The sequence below is a fragment of the Streptomyces sp. NPDC096205 genome (assembly GCF_044763135.1).
Classification (GTDB): Bacteria; Actinomycetota; Actinomycetes; order Streptomycetales; family Streptomycetaceae; genus Streptomyces.
This window is the reverse complement of the sequence record NZ_JBIWFS010000001.1, coordinates 1435927-1458322: the sequence shown is the minus strand read 5'-3', so window position 1 is coordinate 1458322 and position 22396 is coordinate 1435927. Positions and strand designations below refer to the sequence as shown.

Annotated in this window: 16 protein-coding genes; 13 read left to right on the top strand and 3 right to left on the bottom strand. The window is 71.8% G+C overall.

The features are described from left to right. Window positions 1–62: 62 nt before the first annotated feature. From ACIQ6Y_RS06110 to ACIQ6Y_RS06100, 3 genes are all read left to right on the top strand, one after another. Window positions 63–668, top strand: a complete 606-nt coding sequence (locus ACIQ6Y_RS06110) for a YdbC family protein (RefSeq protein WP_404033518.1) — start codon at window positions 63–65, stop codon at window positions 666–668. Window positions 669–786: 118 nt separating this feature from the next. Continuing rightward, window positions 787–1446 carry a histidine phosphatase family protein gene (locus tag ACIQ6Y_RS06105; protein ID WP_404033516.1) on the top strand — a complete coding sequence of 220 codons (660 nt, stop codon included), beginning with the start codon at window positions 787–789 and terminating at the stop codon, window positions 1444–1446. Window positions 1447–1458: 12 nt separating this feature from the next. Further along, window positions 1459–2364: an ADP-ribosylglycohydrolase family protein gene (locus ACIQ6Y_RS06100; RefSeq protein WP_404033514.1), complete on the top strand. Its 906-nt coding sequence runs from the start codon at window positions 1459–1461 to the stop codon at window positions 2362–2364. Window positions 2365–2766: 402 nt separating this feature from the next. Here the strand turns inward: ACIQ6Y_RS06100 and ACIQ6Y_RS06095 are convergent, their stop codons facing one another. After that, a complete protein-coding gene (locus ACIQ6Y_RS06095; protein ID WP_404033512.1) occupies window positions 2767–4314 on the bottom strand; it encodes an MFS transporter in 1548 nt (515 codons plus the stop codon). A 196-nt stretch (window positions 4315–4510) separates the two neighbouring features. On the opposite strand from ACIQ6Y_RS06095, the gene ACIQ6Y_RS06090 reads away from it, so the two are divergent. The 3 genes from ACIQ6Y_RS06090 (at window position 4511) to ACIQ6Y_RS06080 (ending at window position 6626) form a co-directional block, all read left to right on the top strand. Then, window positions 4511–5134: a TetR/AcrR family transcriptional regulator gene (locus ACIQ6Y_RS06090; protein WP_404033510.1), complete on the top strand. Its 624-nt coding sequence runs from the start codon at window positions 4511–4513 to the stop codon at window positions 5132–5134. An 83-nt stretch (window positions 5135–5217) separates the two neighbouring features. Next, on the top strand, window positions 5218–5919 hold the full coding sequence (locus tag ACIQ6Y_RS06085; protein WP_404033508.1) for a ribonuclease HII: 702 nt from the start codon (window positions 5218–5220) through the stop codon (window positions 5917–5919). Between the two features lie 68 nt (window positions 5920–5987). Next, complete coding sequence (locus ACIQ6Y_RS06080; protein WP_404033506.1) at window positions 5988–6626, top strand: hypothetical protein; 639 nt, start codon at window positions 5988–5990, stop codon at window positions 6624–6626. Between the two features lie 336 nt (window positions 6627–6962). Here ACIQ6Y_RS06080 and ACIQ6Y_RS06075 read toward each other — a convergent pair whose 3' ends face one another. Continuing rightward, on the bottom strand, window positions 6963–7589 hold the full coding sequence (locus tag ACIQ6Y_RS06075; protein WP_404033504.1) for a hypothetical protein: 627 nt from the start codon (window positions 7587–7589) through the stop codon (window positions 6963–6965). Window positions 7590–7873: 284 nt separating this feature from the next. Further along, the gene (locus ACIQ6Y_RS06070; protein ID WP_404033502.1) at window positions 7874–10039 is read right to left on the bottom strand and encodes a RecQ family ATP-dependent DNA helicase; all 2166 of its coding nucleotides are present in this window, start codon (window positions 10037–10039) and stop codon (window positions 7874–7876) included. A gap of 531 nt (window positions 10040–10570) precedes the next feature. On the opposite strand from ACIQ6Y_RS06070, the gene ACIQ6Y_RS06065 reads away from it, so the two are divergent. The 7 genes from ACIQ6Y_RS06065 (at window position 10571) to ACIQ6Y_RS06035 (ending at window position 22230) form a co-directional block, all read left to right on the top strand. Beyond that, window positions 10571–12403 carry a DUF4192 family protein gene (locus ACIQ6Y_RS06065; protein WP_404033500.1) on the top strand — a complete coding sequence of 611 codons (1833 nt, stop codon included), beginning with the start codon at window positions 10571–10573 and terminating at the stop codon, window positions 12401–12403. 812 nt (window positions 12404–13215) lie between these two features. Further along, entirely contained in the window at window positions 13216–15135 is a 1920-nt protein-coding gene (locus ACIQ6Y_RS06060) for a glycogen debranching N-terminal domain-containing protein (RefSeq protein ID WP_404033498.1), read from the top strand. Window positions 15136–15357: 222 nt separating this feature from the next. Then, the gene (locus ACIQ6Y_RS06055; RefSeq protein ID WP_404033496.1) at window positions 15358–16116 is read left to right on the top strand and encodes an NUDIX domain-containing protein; all 759 of its coding nucleotides are present in this window, start codon (window positions 15358–15360) and stop codon (window positions 16114–16116) included. A gap of 120 nt (window positions 16117–16236) precedes the next feature. Continuing rightward, on the top strand, window positions 16237–18201 hold the full coding sequence (locus ACIQ6Y_RS06050) for an ATP-binding cassette domain-containing protein (protein WP_404033494.1): 1965 nt from the start codon (window positions 16237–16239) through the stop codon (window positions 18199–18201). Window positions 18202–18362: 161 nt separating this feature from the next. Then, window positions 18363–19250 carry a FadR/GntR family transcriptional regulator gene (locus tag ACIQ6Y_RS06045; RefSeq protein WP_404033493.1) on the top strand — a complete coding sequence of 296 codons (888 nt, stop codon included), beginning with the start codon at window positions 18363–18365 and terminating at the stop codon, window positions 19248–19250. Window positions 19251–19678: 428 nt separating this feature from the next. Next, window positions 19679–21220: an RNA polymerase sigma factor gene (locus ACIQ6Y_RS06040; RefSeq protein ID WP_404033491.1), complete on the top strand. Its 1542-nt coding sequence runs from the start codon at window positions 19679–19681 to the stop codon at window positions 21218–21220. A gap of 146 nt (window positions 21221–21366) precedes the next feature. Next, window positions 21367–22230, top strand: coding sequence for a serine protease (locus ACIQ6Y_RS06035; protein ID WP_404033489.1), 864 nt, complete (start codon window positions 21367–21369; stop codon window positions 22228–22230). Window positions 22231–22396 lie beyond the last annotated feature (166 nt).

Below are 22396 nucleotides of genomic sequence, written 5' to 3'. Positions count from 1 at the left end.
TGCCGGGTGGCTGTCCACGCGAGGGCGGCCCTCGCCACGTTCCCTGGCCTTACGATGGCGCGGTGCTGGTCAAGTGGATTCGCTGCACCGTGGTGGACCGCCGCGGTTTCGAGCGGGGGCAGCGGAAGTGGGCGGGGCTGCCCGGCGAACCGGGCTTTCGCGGACAGGGCGGAGGCTGGAGCCGGGGACGGCCGTCGGTGGCCCATGTCTTCGCCTTCTGGGAGAGCCGGGCGTTCTACGACTCCTTCATGGCGCGCTCCCACGACCGGTTGGCGGCCGCCCAGGCCGGCACCTACAAGGACGCCCAGGTCAGGCTGTTCGAGTACCGCTTCGACGTGAAGACCGGGTTCGAACCGCGCTTCACCGACGCGGACCTGATCCGGGTCGCCCTCTGCCGTGTCCACGAGAACCGCGTCGAGAACTTCACCCTGATGCAGGAGAAGGTCTGGAACCCCGCGATGGCCGGCTCGCCCGGCATGATCCGCGGTCTGTTCGCCGAGGCCCCGGGGAACGAGTTCATGGTCATGTCGATGTGGCGGTCGGCCGCCGAGCACGGAAAGTACCGCACCGAGCGGGTGGAACGGCTGGCTCTGCGGGCCCAGACGGAGGCCGACATAGCGGCTCTGACCGGGGACATCGTGGAACTGGAGCCCACCTGGACGGTGTGATCCGCCCACATGTGATCCGCGCGCACTGTGTGTTCGTTGATGTGTGGACCGTGTGACCTACGCCGTATGGAGCCCGTACAGGTGCTCGGCCGGGCCTCGGCCGATCTAGGGTTTTGGCATGGCACGACCACGGCGCATCGTCCTTGTCCGGCACGGCGAGTCAACCGGCAACGTTGATGACACCGTGTACGAGCGCGAACCCGACCACGCGCTCGCGCTGACCGAGCACGGCTGGCAGCAGGCAGAGGAGACGGGAAAGGACCTGCGGGAACTGTTCGGGCGCGAACGTGTCAGCGTCTATGTGTCCCCCTATCGCCGTACGCACGAGACCCTGCGCGCCTTCCACCTCGACCCCGAGCTCATACGCGTACGCGAGGAGCCCCGGCTGCGCGAGCAGGACTGGGGAAACTGGCAGGACCGCGACGACGTACGACTGCAGAAGGCCTACCGGGACGCCTACGGGCACTTCTTCTACCGCTTCGCCCAGGGCGAGAGCGGCGCCGACGTCTACGACCGGGTCGGCGGATTCCTGGAGAGCCTGTTCCGCAGCTTCGAGGCGCCCGACCACCCGCCGAACGTCCTCCTGGTGACCCACGGCCTCGCCATGCGGCTGTTCTGCATGCGCTGGTTCCACTGGACGGTCGCGGATTTCGAGTCGCTGTCCAATCCCGGGAACGGCGAGATGCGGATGCTCGTTCTCGGTGACGACGGGAAGTACACGCTCGACCGGCCATTCGAACGCTGGCGAGATCCGGAACCGTACGGGATCACTGGATAGAGTGGCAGGGCGATGACCGCTGATACCTCTCCTTACGGGCGCCTCGAGCGCGCCCTGGCAAGCCTGCGCGGACTGGCGGTGGGAGACGCGCTGGGCTCACAGTTCTTCGTGCCGGTGAACTATCCGCTGCTCAAGCAGCGCGAGCTGCCGGCCGGCCCGTGGCAGTGGACGGACGACACGGAGATGGCCTGCTCCGTGGTGGCCGTGCTCGCCGCCCACCACCGCATCGACCAGGACGCCCTGGCGCTGTCCTTCGCCGAGCATCATGACTTCGACCGGGGGTACGGCCCGGCCGTCAACCGGCTGCTGCGACTGGTCCGTGAGGGCGGCGACTGGCGCGAGCTGTCCGCCGCGCTCTTCCAGGGCCAGGGCTCGTGGGGCAACGGCGCGGCGATGCGCATCGCGCCGCTCGGTGCCTGGTACGCGGACGATCCCGAGCAGGCCACCCACCAGGCGGAGATCTCCGCCTATCCCACGCACCAGCACCGCGAGGCCGTCGTCGGCGCCATGGCCGTGGCCGCGGCCGCCTCACTGGTGGCCGCGCCGAGCGGGCCGCCCACCCCGGAGGCCCTCCTGGACGGTGTGGTCGACCTCGTGCCGAAGAGCGCAGTGGGGGCCGGTCTGCGCCGCGCCCGGGACATGCTCGACTACGGCGACCCCGCCACCGTCGCGGCTGTGCTGGGCTGTGGACGGCGCACGTCGGCTCACGACACCGTGCCCTTCGCGCTTTGGTCGGCCGCCCGCAGCCTCGGGGACTACGAGGAGGCGTTCTGGACGACGGCTCAGGTCGGCGGGGACGTGGACACCACCTGCGCGATCGTCGGGGGCGTGCTCGCCGCCGGCAAGGCGGGGGCACCGCCCGCCGCATGGGTGGAGCGCACGGAAGCCATGCCGGACTGGGTCCCGACCGCCGGCTAGACCTGCTGGGCGACGAGCGGAGGCCGAGCTTCCGTCGACAGCTCGGAAACTCTCCGTGCACGCCGGGAACTCTCCGTGACCCCGAGGCGTTGTCGTGGTGACCGCTGCACAAGATGGGTGCGGTGGTGACGGCGACAGCAAAGGGGGTGGGCGGTGATGGAGGTCTTGCGCGTGCCGTCCGCGTTCCTTGTTGTGGGGCTGCTGCCGGCTTTCCCCTGGCTCGTGCCTGTACTCGTGGCCCTGTGCTGTGCGGCGGCTTGGGCGGCGCCCCGGAGTGGGCGCGTGCCGACCCTCGCCGCCGCTGCGGGAGCCCCGCTGCGCCCGGCCCGGCCCGGCAGCGCTGGGCGTACCCCCGTAACGCCCGTCGGGGTGCTGCCGGGACCGGGCCGGTGCGCGTCCCTGTCAGCCGGCCATCGGTCCGGCGGTCCCGGCGAGCGCTTCCAGGTCGCTCTTGCGGACGCGGATCACCAACACGGCGGTGAGCAGGGCGAGTACGGCCATCACGGCAGCCGGGATGAAGGCGGTGGCGATGCCCTCGGCGAGCACCTCGTGCCCCCAGGGCGCCGGCAGCTGATGGGTCTGCGCGAGCTCCGCCTTCTGTTCCGGCGTGCTGTTGGCCAGGAAGTCCGGCATCTGCTTCTTCGCCTCGTCCGAGCTGGCCGTGCCGAAGACGGTCGTCAGGATGGACAGGCCGAGCGAACCGCCGACCTGCTGAGTGGCGTTGAGCAGGCCCGACGCGGCGCCCGCCTCGTGCTGGGCGACCCCGGAGACCGCGGTCACGGTTACCGTGACGAAGTTCAGCCCCATGCCGAAGCCGAACACCAGCATCGGACCGAGCACCCCGCCCGCGTAGGAGCTGTCCGGGGTGATCAGGCTCTGCCAGGCGAGGCCCAGCACCACGAGGGTGGAGCCCGTGACCATGAAGGGCTTGGGCCCCAGCACCGGCAGGAACCGCTGCGACAGCCCCGCGCCGACCGCGATCGCGACCGTGACGGGCAGGAAGGCCAGACCCGCCTTGATCGGGCTGTAGCCCAGCACGTTCTGCACGAACAGCACGATGTAGAAGAACATGCCGAACATCGCGGCGGCCAGACTCAGCATGATCACGTATGTGCCGGAGCGGTTGCGGTCGGCGAACATCTTGAGCGGGGTGATCGGCTCCTTGGCCCGCATCTCGATGAACACGAAGGCGAGCAGCAGCACGACCGCGGCCCCGAAGGAGCCCAGCGCCAGGCCGTCACGCCAGCCTTCCTCGGCGGCCCGGATGAAGCCGTAGACCAGCGAGGCCATGCCCGCGGTCGAGGTGAGCGCGCCCGCGATGTCGAACCGGCCGGGGTGCCGTTCGGACTCGTTGATGTACAGCGGGGTCAGCACGGCGATCAGCACACCGATGGGCACGTTGACGAAGAGCACCCAGCGCCAGTCGAGCCATTCGGTCAGCATGCCGCCGGCGAGCAGTCCGATGGCGCCGCCGCCCGCGGACACCGCGGCGAAGACGCCGAACGCGCGGTTGCGTTCGGGGCCCTCGGGAAAAGTGGTGGTGATCAGCGCCAGCGCGGTGGGCGAGGCGATCGCTCCGCCCACACCCTGCAGGGCGCGCGCCGCCAGCAACTGCCACGGCTCCTGGGCGATCCCGCCGAGGAGCGAGGCGAAGGTGAAGAGCAGGATGCCGGTCATGAACACCCGGCGGCGGCCCAGGATGTCACCGGCGCGGGCGCCCAGGAGCAGCAGGCCGCCGAAGGTGAGCGTGTAGGCGCTGACCACCCAGGTGAGATCGGTGGTGCTGAAACTGAGCGCGGCTTGAATGTGCGGGAGTGCGATGTTCACAATCGTCGCATCGAGGACCACCATGAGTTGGCAGGCCGCGATGACGGTGAGCGCGACGCCGGGATGCCCCTCCCGGCGTGCCGCACCTGGTTTCTGCTTCTGGGTCAACTGAGAGGTCGTCACTATGGGTCCCCCACAAGTGCGTTAGTGAACGCTTGCGTTCACTGTCACGTCCACGGTAGTGAGCCTCCCGTAGTGAACGCAAGCGTTCACTGGGGTCGCCTCGGTGTGTCGTGTCCCCCGTCGTCGTCGGACGACGCGTCCCCGTTGTCCCGGCCCGCCGCCGGGATCCCCGCTTCTGCTCGCTGGAGAAGACTCGATGGTTACCTCGCGCTGGACGGCCGCCCCCGCTCGGTCGGCCTCGCTCCGTCGGCGCGGCGCGGTGCTCGAACGCGCGATCCTCGACGCCGCCCTGGATCAGCTCAGCACGGTCGGCTGGAACGGCCTCACGATGGAAGGCGTCGCGGCCGGCGCCCAGACCGGGAAAGCTGCCGTGTACCGCCGCTGGCCCTCCAAGGAGGACCTCGTCGCCGACGCACTCCAGGCGGGCCTGCCCCACCTGGAAGGGGCGCCCGATCTCGGAACGGTCCGGGAGGATCTGCTGGCCCTGTGCCGTCAGGCGCGGGACGCAATGTTCTCGCGCCCCGGTCACGCCCTGCGAGCGGTCATTCACGAATGTGATCCCACGCAGGCCGAGCGCTTCCACGGCGTGATCTTCGAAGGAGTCGTGGAGCCCACGATCAGGATGCTCCGTGAGGTCATCACCCGCGGAATAGAGCGCGGCGAGGTGCGGAGCGACGCGGCCAACGGCTACGTCTACGACGCCATTCCGGCGATGATGATGTACAGGTCCAAGATGTGCGCCAGCGAATGGAACGATCAGGATCTCGAGGGGCTGATCGATCAGCTGATGATGCCGCTGCTTCGGCCGGTCGGTGACTGACAGGGGTCTTCGACACGGATCACGTCCGCCAGGGGAAACCGGGGTGTCGCGGCGGGTTCCGGGCGTCGTAGGCTAAGCACGCCATGCCGTACGAACCACCTACTCACACCGTCGAGCGCTCCCTTCGCGCCACGACCGGAGCGAAGATCATTGCCGGTGTCGACGAGGTGGGGCGGGGCGCCTGGGCCGGACCCGTCACCGTCTGCGCGGCGGTCACCGGTCTTCGCCGGCCCCCCGAGGGTCTCACCGACTCCAAGCTGATCACCGTCAAACGGCGGACCGTGCTCGCCGCGGAACTCCAGAAATGGGTGACCTCCTACGCCCTGGGGCACGCCTCTCCCGAGGAGATCGACGACCTGGGGATGACAGCAGCCCTGCGGCTCGCCGCGGTACGCGCGCTGGACGCCCTGCCGGTCCTCCCCGACGCGGTCATCCTCGACGGCAAACACGACTACCTCGGTACTCCGTGGAGGGTCCGAACGGTGATCAAGGGCGACCGGTCCTGTGTGGCCGTCGCCGCGGCCTCGGTGATCGCCAAGGTTCAGCGCGACAAAATGATGGCCGAACTGGGTATCGACCATGCACACTTCGGTTTTGCGGACAACGCCGGGTATCCGTCACCGGTGCACAAGGCCGCACTGGAGGAATGGGGACCCACTCCCTTCCACCGGTTGTCGTGGGCGTATCTTGATGCGCTGCCCCAGTGGCGGCACCTCAAGAAGGCCCGCAGCTGGGCGGACGGAAGCGTTCCGGAAATCGAGGGTCAACTCGGCTTCGATTTCTGACCGTTCTGCTCGCATGTACGTGCCACCCGCCGACGCGAGCCGCACCAACGTTTGATAAATATCAAGTCATGCCTCTCATCCCCGAGGAGCCTCAGATTCACGAGAGTGCCCAGGGTCCCCGCGCCACTCCGGCCAGCGGCCGCACCGCGCCGACCCCCCGCCCCGTACCCGGCCCCCGCCCCGTGGCGCCGGCGCGCCCCGGCCGCCCCGGGCCGCTTCGGCCGACGCCGCCGGCCCAGCGCACCCCGCGCGACGTGACGGCGGCCAAGCCCGGTCCTTCGGACCCCGCCCCCGCAGCTTCCGGCCAGGCCCCGGCCTCGCCGCAGATCCAGCTGATCCCGGCCTCCGTCGAAGGCGCGCTCGACGCCGCCGAGGAAGCCGTGGATCTGCTCCTGGACTCGGGCCGAGCCCCGGGTGACGTGCTGGTGATCACCACCGGCGAACAGCACCCGTGGGCCGTGCACGAGCTCTCCTTCGGAGCGACCTCCTACTGGGCTCAACACGACGCGGGCGACGATGTCTTCTACGCCGATGCCGCCGCCGCGGACCGTGCCGCTTCCCGCCCTGTGGTCGTGGTCGCGATCAACGGTGGCTCCGACGCCGTGGCCGCCCAGGCGCTGCCGCTGGCCCTCAAGCGGGCCGGTGCCCTGCTGATCGTCTGCGGTGACCCGCAGGAGATCAACTCGCTTCTGGGCGCCGGCGTCTGAGCCGGGCCCTGGGGCGTCCGGGGGGACGAGGCGGGCTCTGAAAGCCCGCCGCCTCGACGGTCACCGCACGGGGGCCGCTACGCGGATGACCGGAGGCGCGCAATTTTGCGTGCCTCCGTCTGTGCGTGTTCTGGTGTTGCGCAGTTGCGGGGGCTGCCTGCCGTGCCGAGTGCTCACCACGGCCCCGGTGTCTCGCGCGTGGACGTCCATGGTCGGGTTGAGCCGGGATGCCTCGTCTCAGCGGAGCGGCGTAGCCCCCTTTGCGGTCCGGGCACCGCGGAGGTAGCCGCGACGGCCGACGAGTCGCCGCCGCGGACAACTTCAGCGCAGGGACCCTCAGCGGGCCGCCACACGGCGCAGGTCGCCGGACGCCGCTCCGCCGGTGTGCGGCAGGGACGGTGGTGCCCCGGGGGCGCCGAAGGGCTCGGGCGCCGAATCAGCGCTCGGCCGGCGGCCACCGCGGCCCTCACCGAGCACCTGCCAGCCGTCCTGGGTCAGCGTGATGTACGCCCCACAACGCAGCCCGTGCAGCGTGCAGGCATCGCGCAGCCCCCACATCCACGCGCCGTCCTCCTCGGTCCAGCGCGCGTCGCCCTCCCGGCAGTAGAGCAGGACGGCGGTACGCACCGGGGTGCGGCGCCGCAGGTCGTGCGGGATGACCCGGCGCAGCTGGGAGAGCAACGCGTTACGGAACATCCAGCCGTCGGCCGGTGCCGTGCGGCGGGTGAACGAGGCGCTGGCGCGCAGCCGTTCGTCGGGATCCAGCACGGCCACGATCGCCGTCGCCGGCTCGGGACGGTGCCGGGCGTGCAGCCCGCTGACGACTTCTCGGGGGTTGCGCAGCAGGGGGATCCCGGCTGCGGCCCACTCCGCGGGCTCGAGCACCCGAGTGGCGGAAGCGGTGGACAGGTCGGCGGACGTCGACGTCGATGCCGTGGGAGACGGAGGGAATCCGAAGGTCACGATCCTCCCTTCGGCTACGCGCCCACACTGCGGGCGGGGTCGGATTAGGGGGAGCGCGCACCGCAGTGAAGCCCTTCCGGATCACGGCCGAGCGTGCGGGGAGCGGACCTCAATTCTTCCTGTCGAACTGGGATGCGGCAACGAGCAATTGGGGCCACCGCCCCTTATCTGGCGATCCGTGTCTTATATCTCTACCCAGTGGGTCTCCGGGTGATGCCGGGACGGCAGACGCCCGCCCGTCGCCTGCCTGTTCAGAGACGGAATTCCAACCGACCGCGACCCCCTCAGCCCTGGACGGCGAGGACCAGAGGCAACACCCCGGCGGCACCTGCCTGCCGGAGCATCCGCGCCGCGACCGCGAGGGTCCAACCGGTCTCGGTGAAGTCGTCCACCAGAAGCACGGGTCCCTGCGCCTCGGCGAGCGCCGCCCTGAGCTCCGGCGGTACGACCAGGGCTCCGTCGAGCGTCTTCAGGCGCTGGGCGCTGTTGCTCCGGGGGATGTGCGACACGTCGTGCGCGTACTCCAGGGAGCCCAGCAGGGGCAGCCGACCGACCTCGGCGATATGAGCTCCCAGGGAGCCGATCAGCTGCGGGCGGGTGTGTGAGGCGATGGTGACCACACCCACGGGCCGTGGCTGCGCGTCCGCAGCGCCACTCGCCCAACCGCCGGGGCCCCTGGCCCAGTCGGCCAGGACGTCCACGACCGCGCGCGCCACGTCGTCGGGCACCCGACCGTCCGCCGCCCGGGGCGCGAACATCGGCCGGAGCCGGTTGCCCCAGCCGATGTCGGACAGCCGCCCCAACGCCCGCCCGGGCGCGGCCTGCTCCCCGGCCGGAATGCGCCCCTTGAGGTTCACTCCGATCGCGGGAAGACCTGTCGGCCACATACGACGGGGCTCCACCTCGACTCCGGCCCGCCCCAGATCGACGCGCGCGGCGTCCACCGAGGCGCTGGAGGTGTCCGCGGTGAACCGCGCCCCCGCGCAGTTGTCACAGCGGCCGCAGGGATGGGCGGCCTCGTCGTCCAGCTGGCGTTGCAGGAATTCCATACGGCAGCCCGTCGTCGACGCGTACTCCCGCATGGCCTGCTGCTCGGCCGCTCGCTGCCGCGCGACCCACTCGTAGCGCTCGCCCTCGTACGTCCACGGCTGACCGGTCGCGATCCAGCCGCCCTTGACCCGCCGGACCGCCCCGTCCACGTCGAGGACCTTCAGCATGGTCTCCAGCCGGGATCGGCGCAGTTCCACCAGCGGCTCCAGCGCGGGCACGGACATCGGTCCGTCAGCGCGCCCTAGGACGTCCAGGGTGCGGCGTACCAGGTCCTCCGACGGGAAGGCCAGGGACGCGAAGTACTCCCAGATCGCCTCGTCCTCCTTCCCGGGCAGCAGCAGCACCTCGGCGTGCTCGACGCCGCGGCCGGCGCGGCCGACCTGCTGGTAGTAGGCGATGGGGGAGGACGGCGAGCCGAGGTGCACGACGAAGCCGAGATCGGGCTTGTCGAAACCCATCCCGAGGGCGGAGGTGGCGACCAGCGCCTTGACCTTGTTGTTCAGCAGGTCGTCCTCGGCCTGCTGGCGGTCGGCGTTCTCGGTCTTGCCGGTGTACGAGGCGACGGTGTGGCCCCGTTGCCGGAGGAAGGCGGTGACCTCCTCGGCGGCGGCCACGGTGAGCGTGTAGATGATGCCCGACCCCGGCAGCTCGTCGAGGTGGTCGGCTAGCCAGGCCATGCGGTGCGCGGCGTCCGACAGACGCAGCACCGAGAGGCTCAGACTCTCCCGGTTCAGCGGGCCCCGAAGCACCAGCGCGTCCGATGTACCGCCCGTCCCCAGTTGTTCGGCGACATCGGCCGTCACCCGTGCGTTCGCGGTGGCGGTGGTCGCCAGGACGGGCACACCCGGCGGAAGATCGGTGAGCATGGTCCGCAGCCGCCGGTAGTCCGGACGGAAGTCATGGCCCCAGTCGGAGATGCAGTGCGCCTCGTCGACGACGAGCAGTCCGGTGGCGGCCGCCAGCTTGGGCAGCACCTGGTCGCGGAAGTCCGGGTTGTTGAGCCGCTCGGGGCTGACCAGCAGGACGTCGACCGCGCCGGCCGCGATCTCGTCCTGGATCGAGTTCCAGTCCTCGGTGTTCGACGAGTTGATCGTGCGTGCGTGGATACCGGCCCGGGCGGCGGACTCGACCTGGTTGCGCATGAGCGCGAGCAGCGGCGAGACGATCACGGTGGGGCCCGCGCCCCGCGAACGCAGCAGTGACGTGGCGACGAAGTACACCGCGGACTTGCCCCAGCCCGTGCGCTGCACGACCAGTGCTCTGCGCTTGTCGGCGACCAGTGCCTCGATGGCCCGCCACTGGTCCTCGCGCAGCCGGGCCGTGCCGGTGGCGTCCCCGACGAGACGTGCGAGGACCGTGTCGGCCTCCGCCCGCAGATCCGCGTTGCTCGTGTGCTCCATGCGTCCATACAACAGGACGCCACTGACATCGCGAGCCCGTCGGAGGTCGAGGCAGGTCCGCCTGGGGCCCTGTGACGTGTCCCTGATCGGAGTTATCCACAGGCTCCAGCGGGACATCGCGATCCGCGAGATCGTCTGCGCATGACGAATCACAGCGAAACGACTGGATCCTTCGGAAACGACGACATCGCCGGGCGGGACGGACAGATCCGACCGGGCCGCGGTCGGGTAGACGGCGCGTCCGCGCCGTCCGGCGACGGCATTCCGTCCGCGGATCGCGTGCCGTCCGGCGACCGCACCGCGCCCGGGGATCGCCTGCCGCCGAACGGCTGTACGGTGCCCACGGATCGCATGCCGTCCGGTGACCGCACTCCGCCCGGGGATCGCCTGCCGCCCAACGGCCGCACGGTACCGGCGGATCCCGTGCCGTCCGGTGACCGCACTCCGCCCGCGGATCACGTGCCGCCCAACGGCCGTACGGGGCCCACGGGTCGCGTGCCGTCCGGCGACCGTACGTCGCCCACGGGGCCCATGCCGCCCCTGGACCCCACCCCGTTCATCGACCACGCACAGCCGACCGATCTTGCGCGTCCCCTCACCGCGGGGGACCCCGTGGGCCCGCACCAGGTCACCCTGCGCACCCCGTCCGAGCTGGCCGACGCCCTGCCCTATCTGCTGGGTTACCGGCCCGAGGACAGCATCGTGATGGTCGCCCTGCACGACCGGGACGGACGCAGCAGGTTCGGCGGCCGGGCCCGCCTGGGCATCCCCGCGAACGAGGAGGACTGGCCCGCAGCAGCCAAACAACTCGCCCACGGCCTTGTCATGGGCGGCGAGCGGCGCGGCGCCCGCCCCGAGCAGATCGTCGTCTTCCTCTGCCAGGAGCCAGAGACAGGGGAGACGGGCCGGCAGGTCAAGGAGCGGCTGAGCCCACTGGCCCATCAGCTGCGCGTCGAGTGCGGCCGGCTGGACGTGCCGGTCGTCGAGGCGCTGTGCATCTCGGGCAGCCGGTTCTGGTCGTACTGCTGTGACGAGGAGGCCTGCTGCCCGTCCGATGGCCGGCCGATGGGCCTGCCCGGCACGTCGGTGCTGGCCGCCGCCGCGACGTACGCCGGCCTGCAGGTGCGCGGCACGCTGCGGGAGCTCCGGGCCCGGCTGCAGCCCTGGGAGACCTCGGCCGCGCTGCAGCAGGAGATCGCCCTGGACGCCGCCGGCATGGCGCTGGTGCCCAGGATTCTCGACGAGGCGAGCCGCGCAACCGTCACCGAGGAGACGCTGGAGCTGGCCCGGCAGGCGATGGGCCGGCTCGCGGAGGCACCGCCCGTCTCGGGTGCTTTCGCCGCGGACATGCGTGACGACGAGCTGCTCGGCCACGACGAGGCCGCCACCCTGATCCTCGGCCTGCAGGACCGCCTCACGCGCGACCGCGCCGCCGAGTGGATGGAAGGAGACGAGGCGGTTCCCGCCCTCCGGCTCTGGCGGTCCCTGGCCAGGCGCTGTGTCGGCCCCTACGGCGAGCATGCCGCGGCTCCGCTGACCCTGGCCGGCTGGGTCGCGTGGTCGACCGGCGACGAACTCGAAGCCCGCGAGGCCCTCGCCATGGCCTTGGGCGCCGACCCCGGCTACCTCTTCGCCCGCCTCCTGCACCAGGCCTGCAACGAGGGCCTCGACCCTGAGTCCCTCCGCCGCTGCCTGCGCGCGGAACGCGCCGACCGGGAACGTGGCCTGGTTGCCCGGTCCGGGCAGACCAAGAACCTCACGCCGAGGAACACCACCGGCACCGAGTCCAGCCCCTTCGACGAGGCCCAAGGCGCGGAGCTTGCGGAACGAGGGGGCGCCGAGCGAGGAGATGCGCGTCCCGAGTTGGAATCCCGCCCGCCATCAGTCCGGAGCCGGCCGTCCCGCCCCCAGTACCAAGCCCACCCCCAGAACCAAGCCCACCCCCAGAACCAAGCCCACCCCCAGAACCAAGCCCACCCCCAGAACCAAGCCCACCCCCAGCACCAAGCCCACCCCCAGAACCAAGCCCACCCCGGCTCTCAAGGAGCCGACAGCACCCCCACACGAGGCGCGACCCGCGAACCCAGCGGCACCCCTGTCCCCCGTCCGCGCACACCGGGCATGCGCAGCGCAGGCACAACGCCCGAGGGAGCCCCGCGCACATGCCCGTTGCGCCCCACGACCCCGGGCCGCTCCGGAGCAGGAGCCACGCGTCCGAGCACAACCTCCGCACGCGGCAGGGGTCCGGCCTCCGCACGACCGGACAGCACCCGTCCCTCACGCACTTCGGCCAAGGACGCAGCAGGACGCCGAGGCTCCTGCTCGGCTCCCCGGCCCGCAGACGGCAAGGAGGGCAAACCGTGACCCTGTGCCGCACGGGATCCTCTGGTCGGTGCGGGGCCGTCGCCGGGTGGCTCGCGCGAGCGGTCGGCGGTGCCCGTGCCTGGCTGGGCCGCGCTTGGGTTCAGTCGTGCCGTGTGGGGCGCGACCAGGGACAGCGCGCCCGTGCCGGTGCGCGGCTGCGCCGCCATCCAGTTCGATCGTGCGCTCCGGACCGTGGTCAGAGGAAGCGCGACCGCGCGGGCGTGTGTCTGGGTCGCCATTCGATTTGGTCGTGCCTTTCGCGGCGTGACCGGAACGTGCCCGACCCAGCCAAGCCACGCCGCCATCCGACTTGGCCGTGCCCTCCGGCGCATGACCAGGTAGAGCCCGACCGAGCCCTGCTGCGCCGCCATTCGGCTCGGTCATGGCTCCCGAGGCGTGACCAGAGGAAGCCCGGCCCAGTTCACCTGAGTGGCGGAACGCCCTGCAGGTCAGGCCGGACCGCCGCCGCCCCTCCCACACCCCTTCGGAACCCTCACCCGCCGCCGGACCCGCCCGAGGCGAACCCAGCGCAGAAAAGCCGCCGCATGCATCAGCCGCCCCAGCCCGCCGCCGACGACGGCCGTGCCACCGCCAGAGGCCCCCGCCCTTTCATGGGGGAGGGAGCAAGTCCGCGTGCAGACGGCACGAGCAGGCACCCGCTGTCGCCCACACTCGGCGGGGGCCGGCCGGGTGCACAGGCGGCCGGACGCGTCACGGCCCGAACCGCCCGTTCATCGGCTCCCTCCGCCCCGCCCTCCGGCACGTTTCCGCCGCCCCGCACCCCGGCCGAACTGCCGCCCGCACACACGGTCATGATCTGCGTCGCTCTTCCCGGCCTCGCCGTCTCCACCGAACAAGGGCAACTGAACGGCCACGGACTGGAGGGGATCTACCACGCGGGCAGGCGCGTCCTGTCGCGCTGCCAGGTGCGAGTGGCCGGACGCGAACCGCTTGCTGTGCGGGGCCAGATGATCGCGGCAGACAGCGTGCGCTTCGTGGGCACGCTGCGCACGTCGCCGCACGCCGGCCCGGACCCGGACGTGGTGGTCGAACGCATCCGGCACGCCGACGGCAGAGAGCGGATCACCCTGCACAGCGCGGCCCCCCGCCCGCTGCGACTGCCCGTCGAGGTCGCCCTCGGCGCGGACCTCGCCCTGCTGGGCACGATCGTCGCCGGCCGCCCCGGACCCGAACTACCGGCCAGCGTCCATGACTCCGGCCTGCGCTGGACCGGTGCCGGAGGTGGCTCATCGATCACCGCCGACCCGCCGCCGGCCGATGCCCTGGCCTCCGCCGGACTGCTGCGCTGGGAGTTCGCGATCCCGCCGGGCGGCAGCGCCATTCTCGAACTGCGGGTCAGGCCGGACGGCGCGGGCGCCACCCGCCCGGTCGGACGTACGGCGGTCAGTCCGCTCACCACCGCGGAGGCGACCGGCGACGATCCTCGGGTCACGGCCCTGCTGCGCACCAGCATGGAGGACCTCCAGGCCCTCCTGCTCCGGGACCCGGCGCACCCTGCCGACACCTATCCGGCAGCCGGTGCCCCCTGGCGCTGCGGCCTCGCCCCGGCCGAGGCGCTGTCGGCCGCCCGGATGGCGTTGCCCCTGGGCACGAAGCTCGCCGCGGGCACCCTGCGTGCCCTCGCCCGCACCCAACTCACCGGTGTGGGCCCGGAGTCCGGCATGATTCCCGGGCCGCGACGGGACGCGGGCGGCCACCTGCCGCCCAGCTGCACCGGCACCGAGGCGACGCTGCTGTTCCCCGTCCTCCTGGCCGAGGCCCGCCGGTGGGGACTGCCGGAGCAGGAGACGGAGGAACTGCTGCCCGCGGCCGAACGCTGCCTGGCCTGGCTGCGCAGAACCGTCGGCGACGGCGTCTACCTGCCCGACCCGCGGCCCGGCGGCCCCGCCCGCTGCGAGACACAGGCCCACGCCCACCGGGCCGCCCTCCTGGGCGCCGACCTTCTCGACGCCTGCGGCAGACCGGGCGGTGCCGGGCTGCGGGAATGGGCGCAGACACTGAGGACGGCGTTCCGCCACGAGTTCTGGATCGAGGACCGGGCAGGAGGCCGCCCGGCCGCCGCCCGAGCCCCCGACGGGCGCCTTGTCCCGCGTCTCGGCGCCACCGCCGCGCACCTCCTCGACACCGGGCTCCTCGGCGGAGGCCGGCTCGCCGACGGGCTGCTCGGCAAGGTGCAGACCGAGCAGCTGGCACGGCTGCTGGGCAGCCCGCCATGGGACTCCGGCTGGGGCCTGCGCACCCTCGGCGCGAAAGAGGCCGGGTACAACCCCTTCGGCCACCGCACCGGAGCCGTCCGCGTCCACGAGACGGCGGTGGCCGTCGCAGGCCTCGCCACCGCGGGCTACGAGAAGGAGGCGACCGCGCTGCTGAGAGGCCTGCTGGCCGCGGCCGAGGCCTTCGGTCACCGGCTGCCGGAGATGTACGCGGGGGAGCAGCGCACCGCAGCGGGTGCTCCGCTTCCCCATCCCGCGGCGTGCCGCCCCGCCGCCACGGCCGCCGCCTCCGGTGTCCTGCTGCTGACCGCGCTCGCGGGGGTCCGCCCCGACGCCCCGGCCGGGACCGTCACGCTGCGCCCCCTGCGTGGTGCTCCCCTCGGCGAGCTCTGCCTGACCGGCCTGAGGATCGCCGGTGCCCCCTTCTCCGTAAGGGTGAGCCGGCTCGGCCTCGCGATGGTCGAGGAGGCGGCCGACGGACTGCAACTGGGAGGGTGACCGGGCGAAGCCTCGAGGCTGCCGGCCCGTGCGACTCACAGGGCTGTGACCTCGTACGACGACCAGGATCGTGCCGTACGACAACTCCGACCGCGACGTCGTACGACGACGCCCCGCACACCGCCCGACTCCGTGAGCCGCACGTCGGACCGGTAACGATCAACCATCGATGCGGCCGAGGAAGGGAGTGTTTATCGTCAGGAAGACGACTATGATCGCGGCATGCCCTACGACCCGTCAGCCTTTCCGCCCTTCGCTGTCACCGTGGACCTGGTCGTGCTGACCGTGCGCCGCCATGCCCTGTGCGCGCTGGCGGTACGCAGGGGAGAGCCGCCGTTCCAGGGGTGCTGGGCGCTGCCCGGCGGCTTCGTGCGGGACGACGAGGACCTGGCGCAGGCCGCGGCGCGCGAGCTGGAGGAGGAGACCGGGCTGCACGCCCACGACCCGTCCGCGCCCGTCCAGGACAACGGCGCCCACCTGGAACAGCTCGCGACGTACGGCGACCCCAAGCGTGACCCCCGCATGCGCGTGGTCAGCGTCGCGCACCTGGCGCTCGCCCCCGACCTGCCCGCGCCGCGCGCCGGAGGGGACGCCAGCAACGCCCGCTGGGCCCCCGTCGAGGAGCTGTTGGAGCAGGGCGGTTTCGGGCGCGACGACGAGCCCGTGGCACCACTCGCCTTCGACCACGCGCAGATCCTCGCGGACGGGGTCGAGCGAGCACGGTCCAAGATCGAGTACTCGTCGCTGGCGACGGCGTTCTGCCCGCCGGAGTTCACCGTCGGCGAGCTGCGCCGGGTCTACGAGGCCGTGTGGGGCGTGGCGCTCGACCCGCGGAACTTCCATCGCAAGGTGACGGGCACGCCGGGCTTCCTGGTGCCCACGGGCGGTACGACCACGCGCCAGGGCGGCCGTCCCGCCCAGCTCTTCCGGGCCGGCGGTGCCACGCTGCTCAACCCGCCCATGCTGCGCCCCGAGGTATGAGCCGAGCCCGGCCGACCTGAGGGTCGAGGGGCGAACAAGAAGGCGGGCATCGTCGTCGCACCCTGGCAGTAGATCGCCCGGTGCCCGAAAAAACGGATATAGCGCGCTATCTTGCTGCGGGTGATCCAGGCCTTCGGACTGACCAGCAACTCCCGCAAGGACCTTCCGCCCGCCGTCGACGACGTCTCCTTCGAAGCGCGGGCGGGCCATCTCACCGCGCTGCTCGGAGGGCCGGGCGCAGGCAAGACGACCGCGCTCAGGCTGATGCTCGAACTCCAACAGGGCCGCGGAATCACCTACTTCAGAGGCAGACCGCTGCACCGCATCGCCCATCCCTCGCGCGAGGTCGGCGTGCTCCTGGGGGATGTGCCCGGTCATCCGGCCCGCAGCGTCCGAGGGCACCTGCGGATGCTGTGCGCCGCAGCGGGCGTACCGGTGCGGCGTGCCGACGAAGTGCTCGAAGTGGTGGGCCTCGTCAGCCTCCGCGACGAACGCCTCGGCACGCTCTCCCGCGCCATGGACCGCCGGCTGGGCCTCGGCTGTGCCCTGCTGACCGACCCGCACACCCTGGTCCTCGACGAGCCCGCCGACGGGCTCTCCGCACGCGAAAGCCGTTGGCTGTACGGCGTTCTGCGCGCCCACGCGGAACAGGGCGGCACCGTCCTGTACACCGCCGCCGACCCCAAGGAGGCGGCTCGCACGGCCGACCGCGTCATCAGCCTGGAAGAAGGCAGGGTCGCCGCCGACCAGGAGGCCGAGGCCTTCGCCCGCACCCGGCTGCGGCCCCGCGTCGCCGTCCGCACCCCTCACGCCGCCCGCCTCGCGGCCCTGCTGGCCAAGGAGGCCCGCACCTCGCGACGCTCCGTGGAAGTCGTACGTGAGGACGGCAACCGCCTGCTCGTGTACGGCAGCAGCTGTGCCGACGTGGGGGAGACGGCCTTCCGGCACGACATCCTCCTTCACCAACTCGCCGACGAGATCGGCGACATGGGTGCGCGCGGCGCCCAGTCCTCCACCGATAGCCCGCTCGGCTCGGGTCCTGTGGACGCCACCCCGGAGCCCGGACCTATGAGCGCCACCCCCGAGGCCGAGCCCGCCCGTACTGTGCCCGTGACCCGGTCGACCAGCGACGACGGGGAGACTCCCGGCCCTGCCGAGGGCACGCGCGTGCCGGAGGGCGAGGCCGGCGAGGAGTCGGACCCGGTCGAGGGGCAGGCGCGCTCCGCCTCTGATGAGGCCACGCCCGAGCCCCCTCCCTCCCCCCGCCCCGCCCCCTCCCTCCCCTCCCTCCCACCCCCCATCTCCGTCCGCTCCGCCCCCAGCCCCCTGCGGCCCCTTCGCTACGAGCTGCGTCGGGCGGCCGGGGTCGGGACCGGGTTTGTGACCGGTGCCGCGGTGCTGGTCGTCTCCGCGTTGACCGCCGTGTTCGTGGCGCGCGTGGGGCACACCCCGCAGGCGCGGCTTCTCGCGGCCTGGCCGCAGGAGCTGCCGCTGCCGCCTGCCGCGTTCGGGGCGGGGCTGCTCGGTGCGCTCGCCTTCGGGGACGAGTTCCGCCACCCCGCGCTGGCGGCGGATCGCGGCACGGTGCCCCGCCGGCTGGGGCTGCTCGCCGCCAAGCTGCTCGTCGCCGCGGCCACCGCTGTGGTGCTGGCTGCCCTGACCGTGGGGTGCGACGCCGAAGTGCTGTACCTCGTATACGGACGGGAGCTCGCGAGGGTTCCCGCGGACTGGCTCTCCTCGGGCGCGAGTTGGATCGGGCTCGTGGTCGGCTGCGCCTGGGCCGGGGTGCTGGCGGCCGGGATCTTCCGGTCGACGACGGCCGGGCTCGCCGCCGTCGTCGCCGTGCCGGTCGTCGTCGTACCGCTCGTACAGAAGGCCTTGGAGGGGCCGTCCGTGCGAACCGCGGCGGGGTTCCCGCTGCGGCTGCGGGAGCTGCTGCTGTCGCAGTGGCCCTTCGGCGGGGAGCGTTATGTGGCCGGGGTGGCGCGGATGATCGCCCAACCTGTGGGCGGGGCGCTGACGTTGTCGCTCACCGCGTTGTTCTGCGCGTATGTGTTCATGACCCTGCGGAGCCGGGTGCGCTGAGGGCCGGCGAGCCGTTCCGGACACGGGCTGCGCACAACTCCTCGGGGAACGCCCATTTCTTTCCGATAAGGCGTCAATTGCGACGGGGTGAGCGATCACCCTTTCGTGTGCTTTTCACCAAAGCCCTCAAGGGAGTTGAGGCCAGCGCCGACAAAAGATCCGTGAGTACCCTTGCGCACACCATGATGACCCCCGCCCGCACTGCCGACGCCGGCCTCGCCGGTCCGGGCGATCTAGACCGCTACCCCTACGCGGAGGCCCCCGGCGCCGACCGTGTCGGGCCGCCCGCCTGGGAGAGCGCGGACCCTGAGCTGGGCCGCGTGGGCCGGCGCACCGCGGGCAGCCGCGGGCGTGGCCTCCACGGCCAACTCGTCCAGCAGCTGGGTCAGATGATCGTCTCGGGCGATCTGGGCGCCGACCGCCCACTGGTGCCCGAGGAGATCGGCCAGCGTTTCGAGGTGTCCCGCACCGTCGTCCGCGAGTCGCTGCGCGTCCTGGAGGCCAAGGGCCTGGTCAGCGCCCGCCCGAACGTGGGCACGCGCGTGCGTCCCGTCAGCGACTGGAACCTGCTCGACCCGGACATCATCGAATGGCGCGCCTTCGGGCCGCAGCGCGACGACCAGCGCCGTGAGCTGAGCGAGCTGCGGTGGACGATCGAGCCGCTCGCCGCGCGCCTGGCGGCCGGGCACGGCCGTGAGGAGGTCCAGCAGCGGCTGGCCGACATGGTCGAGATCATGGGGCACGCGATGGCGCAGGGCGACGCGCTGACCTTCTCGCGCGCGGACGCCGAGTTCCATTCGCTGCTCATCCAGGTCGCGGGCAACCGCATGCTCGAGCACCTGTCGGGCATCGTCTCCGCGGCCCTCCAGGTCTCCGGCGGTCCGGTCACCGGCTGTGACCGGCCGACCGAGGTGTCCCTGGTGCACCACGGCCGGATCGTCGACGCCCTCGCCGCCGGCGACGGCACGGCGGCCGAGACCGCGATGCGTCAGCTGCTCACCGTCCACCCGGAGGTGGAGCGCGTCGTGCCCGCCCCGCGCGAGCACTGATCGCGTCCCACGGGCGGTTCCGCCCGGGGATGCCTCCCCCCTCCTGTGGCATCGCCGGACGCCGAACCGCTCCCCGTCGGACCCCGCAGGACACTGGTTCCTGCGGGGTCCGACGGCGCAACGGTGCGGCTTGCTCGCTGATCGAGGCTCGATCGCGCACCTCCGCTGGCCTGCTTTGATTACTTCTGACCGTTTTTGAGTGCTTACGGGGTGTGACTCGGGCCACGCAGATTGGGCGTAACGCTCATGGAAACTGCGCGATGACCTAAGAGGTGACAGCCGCGGAGGGAATACGGACGCCATAGAAGGCGCTGTGCATCTTCCCGGCCCCCGCCCGCGCCGTCGGCCCAATCCCCAAGCCGGCGGTCGGCTCCTGTCCACAGTGGACGGGGCCGGAAGCCGTTTTCCAACGTTCCGAGAGGTTGTTCGTGTCGGCCAGCACATCCCGTACGCTCCCGCCGGAGATCGCCGAGTCCGTCTCTGTCATGGCGCTCATTGAGCGGGGAAAGGCTGAGGGGCAGATCGCCGGCGATGACGTGCGTCGGGCCTTCGAAGCTGACCAGATTCCGGCCACTCAGTGGAAGAACGTACTGCGCAGCCTCAACCAGATCCTCGAGGAAGAGGGTGTGACGCTGATGGTCAGTGCCGCAGAGCCCAAGCGCACCCGCAAGAGCGTCGCAGCGAAGAGTCCGGCCAAGCGCACCGCCACCAAGACGGTCGCGGCGAAGACGGTGACCACGAGGAAGGCCACCGCCACGACGGCCGCTGCCCCGGCCGCGCCTGCCGCCGACCCCGCCGTCGACCCTGCCGAGGAAGCCGAGCCCAAGAAGGCCGCGGCGAAGAAGACGACCGCCAAGAAGGCGGCCGCGAAGAAGACCGTCGCCAAGAAGACCGCGGCGAAGAAGACCGCGTCCAAGAAGGACGACGCCGAGCTGATCGAGGAAGAGGTCCTCGAGGAAGCCAAGCCCGGTGACGAGCCGGAGGGCACCGAGAGCGCCGGCTTCGTACTGTCCGACGAGGACGAGGACGACGCGCCCGCGCAGCAGGTCGCCGCCGCGGGTGCCACCGCCGACCCGGTCAAGGACTACCTGAAGCAGATCGGCAAGGTTCCCCTGCTCAACGCCGAGCAGGAGGTCGAGCTCGCCAAGCGCATCGAGGCGGGTCTGTTCGCCGAGGACAAGCTGTCCAACGCCGACAAGCTCGCCCCCAAGCTCAAGCGCGAGCTGGAGATCATCGCCGAGGACGGCCGCCGCGCCAAGAACCACCTGCTGGAGGCCAACCTCCGTCTGGTGGTCTCCCTGGCCAAGCGCTACACCGGCCGCGGCATGCTCTTCCTGGACCTCATCCAGGAGGGCAACCTCGGTCTGATCCGCGCGGTCGAGAAGTTCGACTACACCAAGGGCTACAAGTTCTCCACGTACGCCACCTGGTGGATCCGTCAGGCGATCACCCGCGCGATGGCCGACCAGGCCCGCACCATCCGTATCCCGGTGCACATGGTCGAGGTCATCAACAAGCTCGCGCGCGTGCAGCGCCAGATGCTCCAGGACCTGGGCCGCGAGCCCACCCCGGAGGAGCTGGCCAAGGAGCTCGACATGACCCCCGAGAAGGTCATCGAGGTCCAGAAGTACGGCCGTGAGCCCATCTCCCTGCACACCCCGCTGGGCGAGGACGGCGACAGCGAGTTCGGTGACCTCATCGAGGACTCCGAGGCCGTCGTTCCGGCCGACGCGGTGAGCTTCACGCTCCTCCAGGAGCAGCTGCACTCCGTGCTCGACACCCTGTCCGAGCGCGAGGCGGGCGTCGTGTCCATGCGCTTCGGTCTCACCGACGGTCAGCCGAAGACCCTCGACGAGATCGGCAAGGTCTACGGCGTCACGCGTGAGCGCATCCGCCAGATCGAGTCCAAGACGATGTCGAAGCTGCGCCACCCGTCCCGTTCGCAGGTGCTGCGCGACTACCTCGACTAGGTCGCCGTTCGGACTGTCGTACGACCATCAGGGCCCGGCTCTTCCCGTCAGGGGGAGCCGGGCCCTTGTGGTGTGCGCGGGTGCGGTGTCCTCGCTGCTGGAACACTCTGGGTGTCTCAACGAACACCACAGAGTGAGGAGCGCGTATGCGTCGCCCTTTTGCCCGGGCGCTGACCCGGCCGCTGGTCCTGGCGGCCGCGGTGGCCGCGATACCGCTGGCGTCCGCCGCCCCCACAGCCGCCGACAGCGTGGTCGTGGGCGGCTTTGCGGTCGATGTCTCAGAAGGTCCCTGGACGGTCGCGCTGTCCAGCCGTGACCGGTTCGGGGGTACACGCGCGGGACAGTTCTGCGGGGGCGTGGTGGTCGGGAGGACCACTGTCCTCACCGCGGCCCACTGCATGGGCGAGGAGGTGCTCGGTGCTCCGCCCGACCGTGTGCGTGACCTCAGGGTGATCGCGGGCCGCACCGATCTGCGCTCGCGGGAGGGCCAGGAGATCCCGGTGCGGGACGTATGGGTGAACCCGGAGTACGACAGCGTCAGCAACGCCGGGGACTTCGCGGTGCTGACCCTCGCCGAGCCCGTGGCGGAGGACGCGGCCGTCCCGATGGCAGGCGAGGGCGACCCGGCGTACACGCCGGGGACGGCGGCCCTGGTCTACGGGTGGGGTGATGTCACGGGAGCCGGGGACTATGCCTACCGGTTGCGTGCGGCACGCGTGCATGTGCTGGCCGACGAGGCGTGCACCGAGGCCTATCCAGGCGGCGCCGAGGGAACCTACCGCGCCGACCGGATGCTGTGCGCCGGGGAAGCGGAAGGCGGCCCGGACGCCTGTCAGGGGGACAGCGGGGGGCCGCTGGTCGCCCAGGGGCGTCTGATCGGGCTGGTGTCCTGGGGCAGCGGCTGTGGTCGGGCCGGCAGCCCGGGGGTGTACACGCGGGTGTCGGACGTCGTCCGCACCTTGGGGTGGAGCGCCGCGGAGAACGCTGAAGGGGCCCAGGAGGGCTCCTGAGGGGGTCTGACCGCCTCACACGGTCCACACGGTCCACGAGCACGGGCGGGGGGGCCGGGGGGGGGGGGGCCCCCCCCCCCCCCCCCCCCCGCCGGGGGGGGGGGGGGGGGGGGGGGGGGGGGGGGGGGGGGTGGAAGGACGCGGGGGGCGGCGGGGCGCGGGAGCG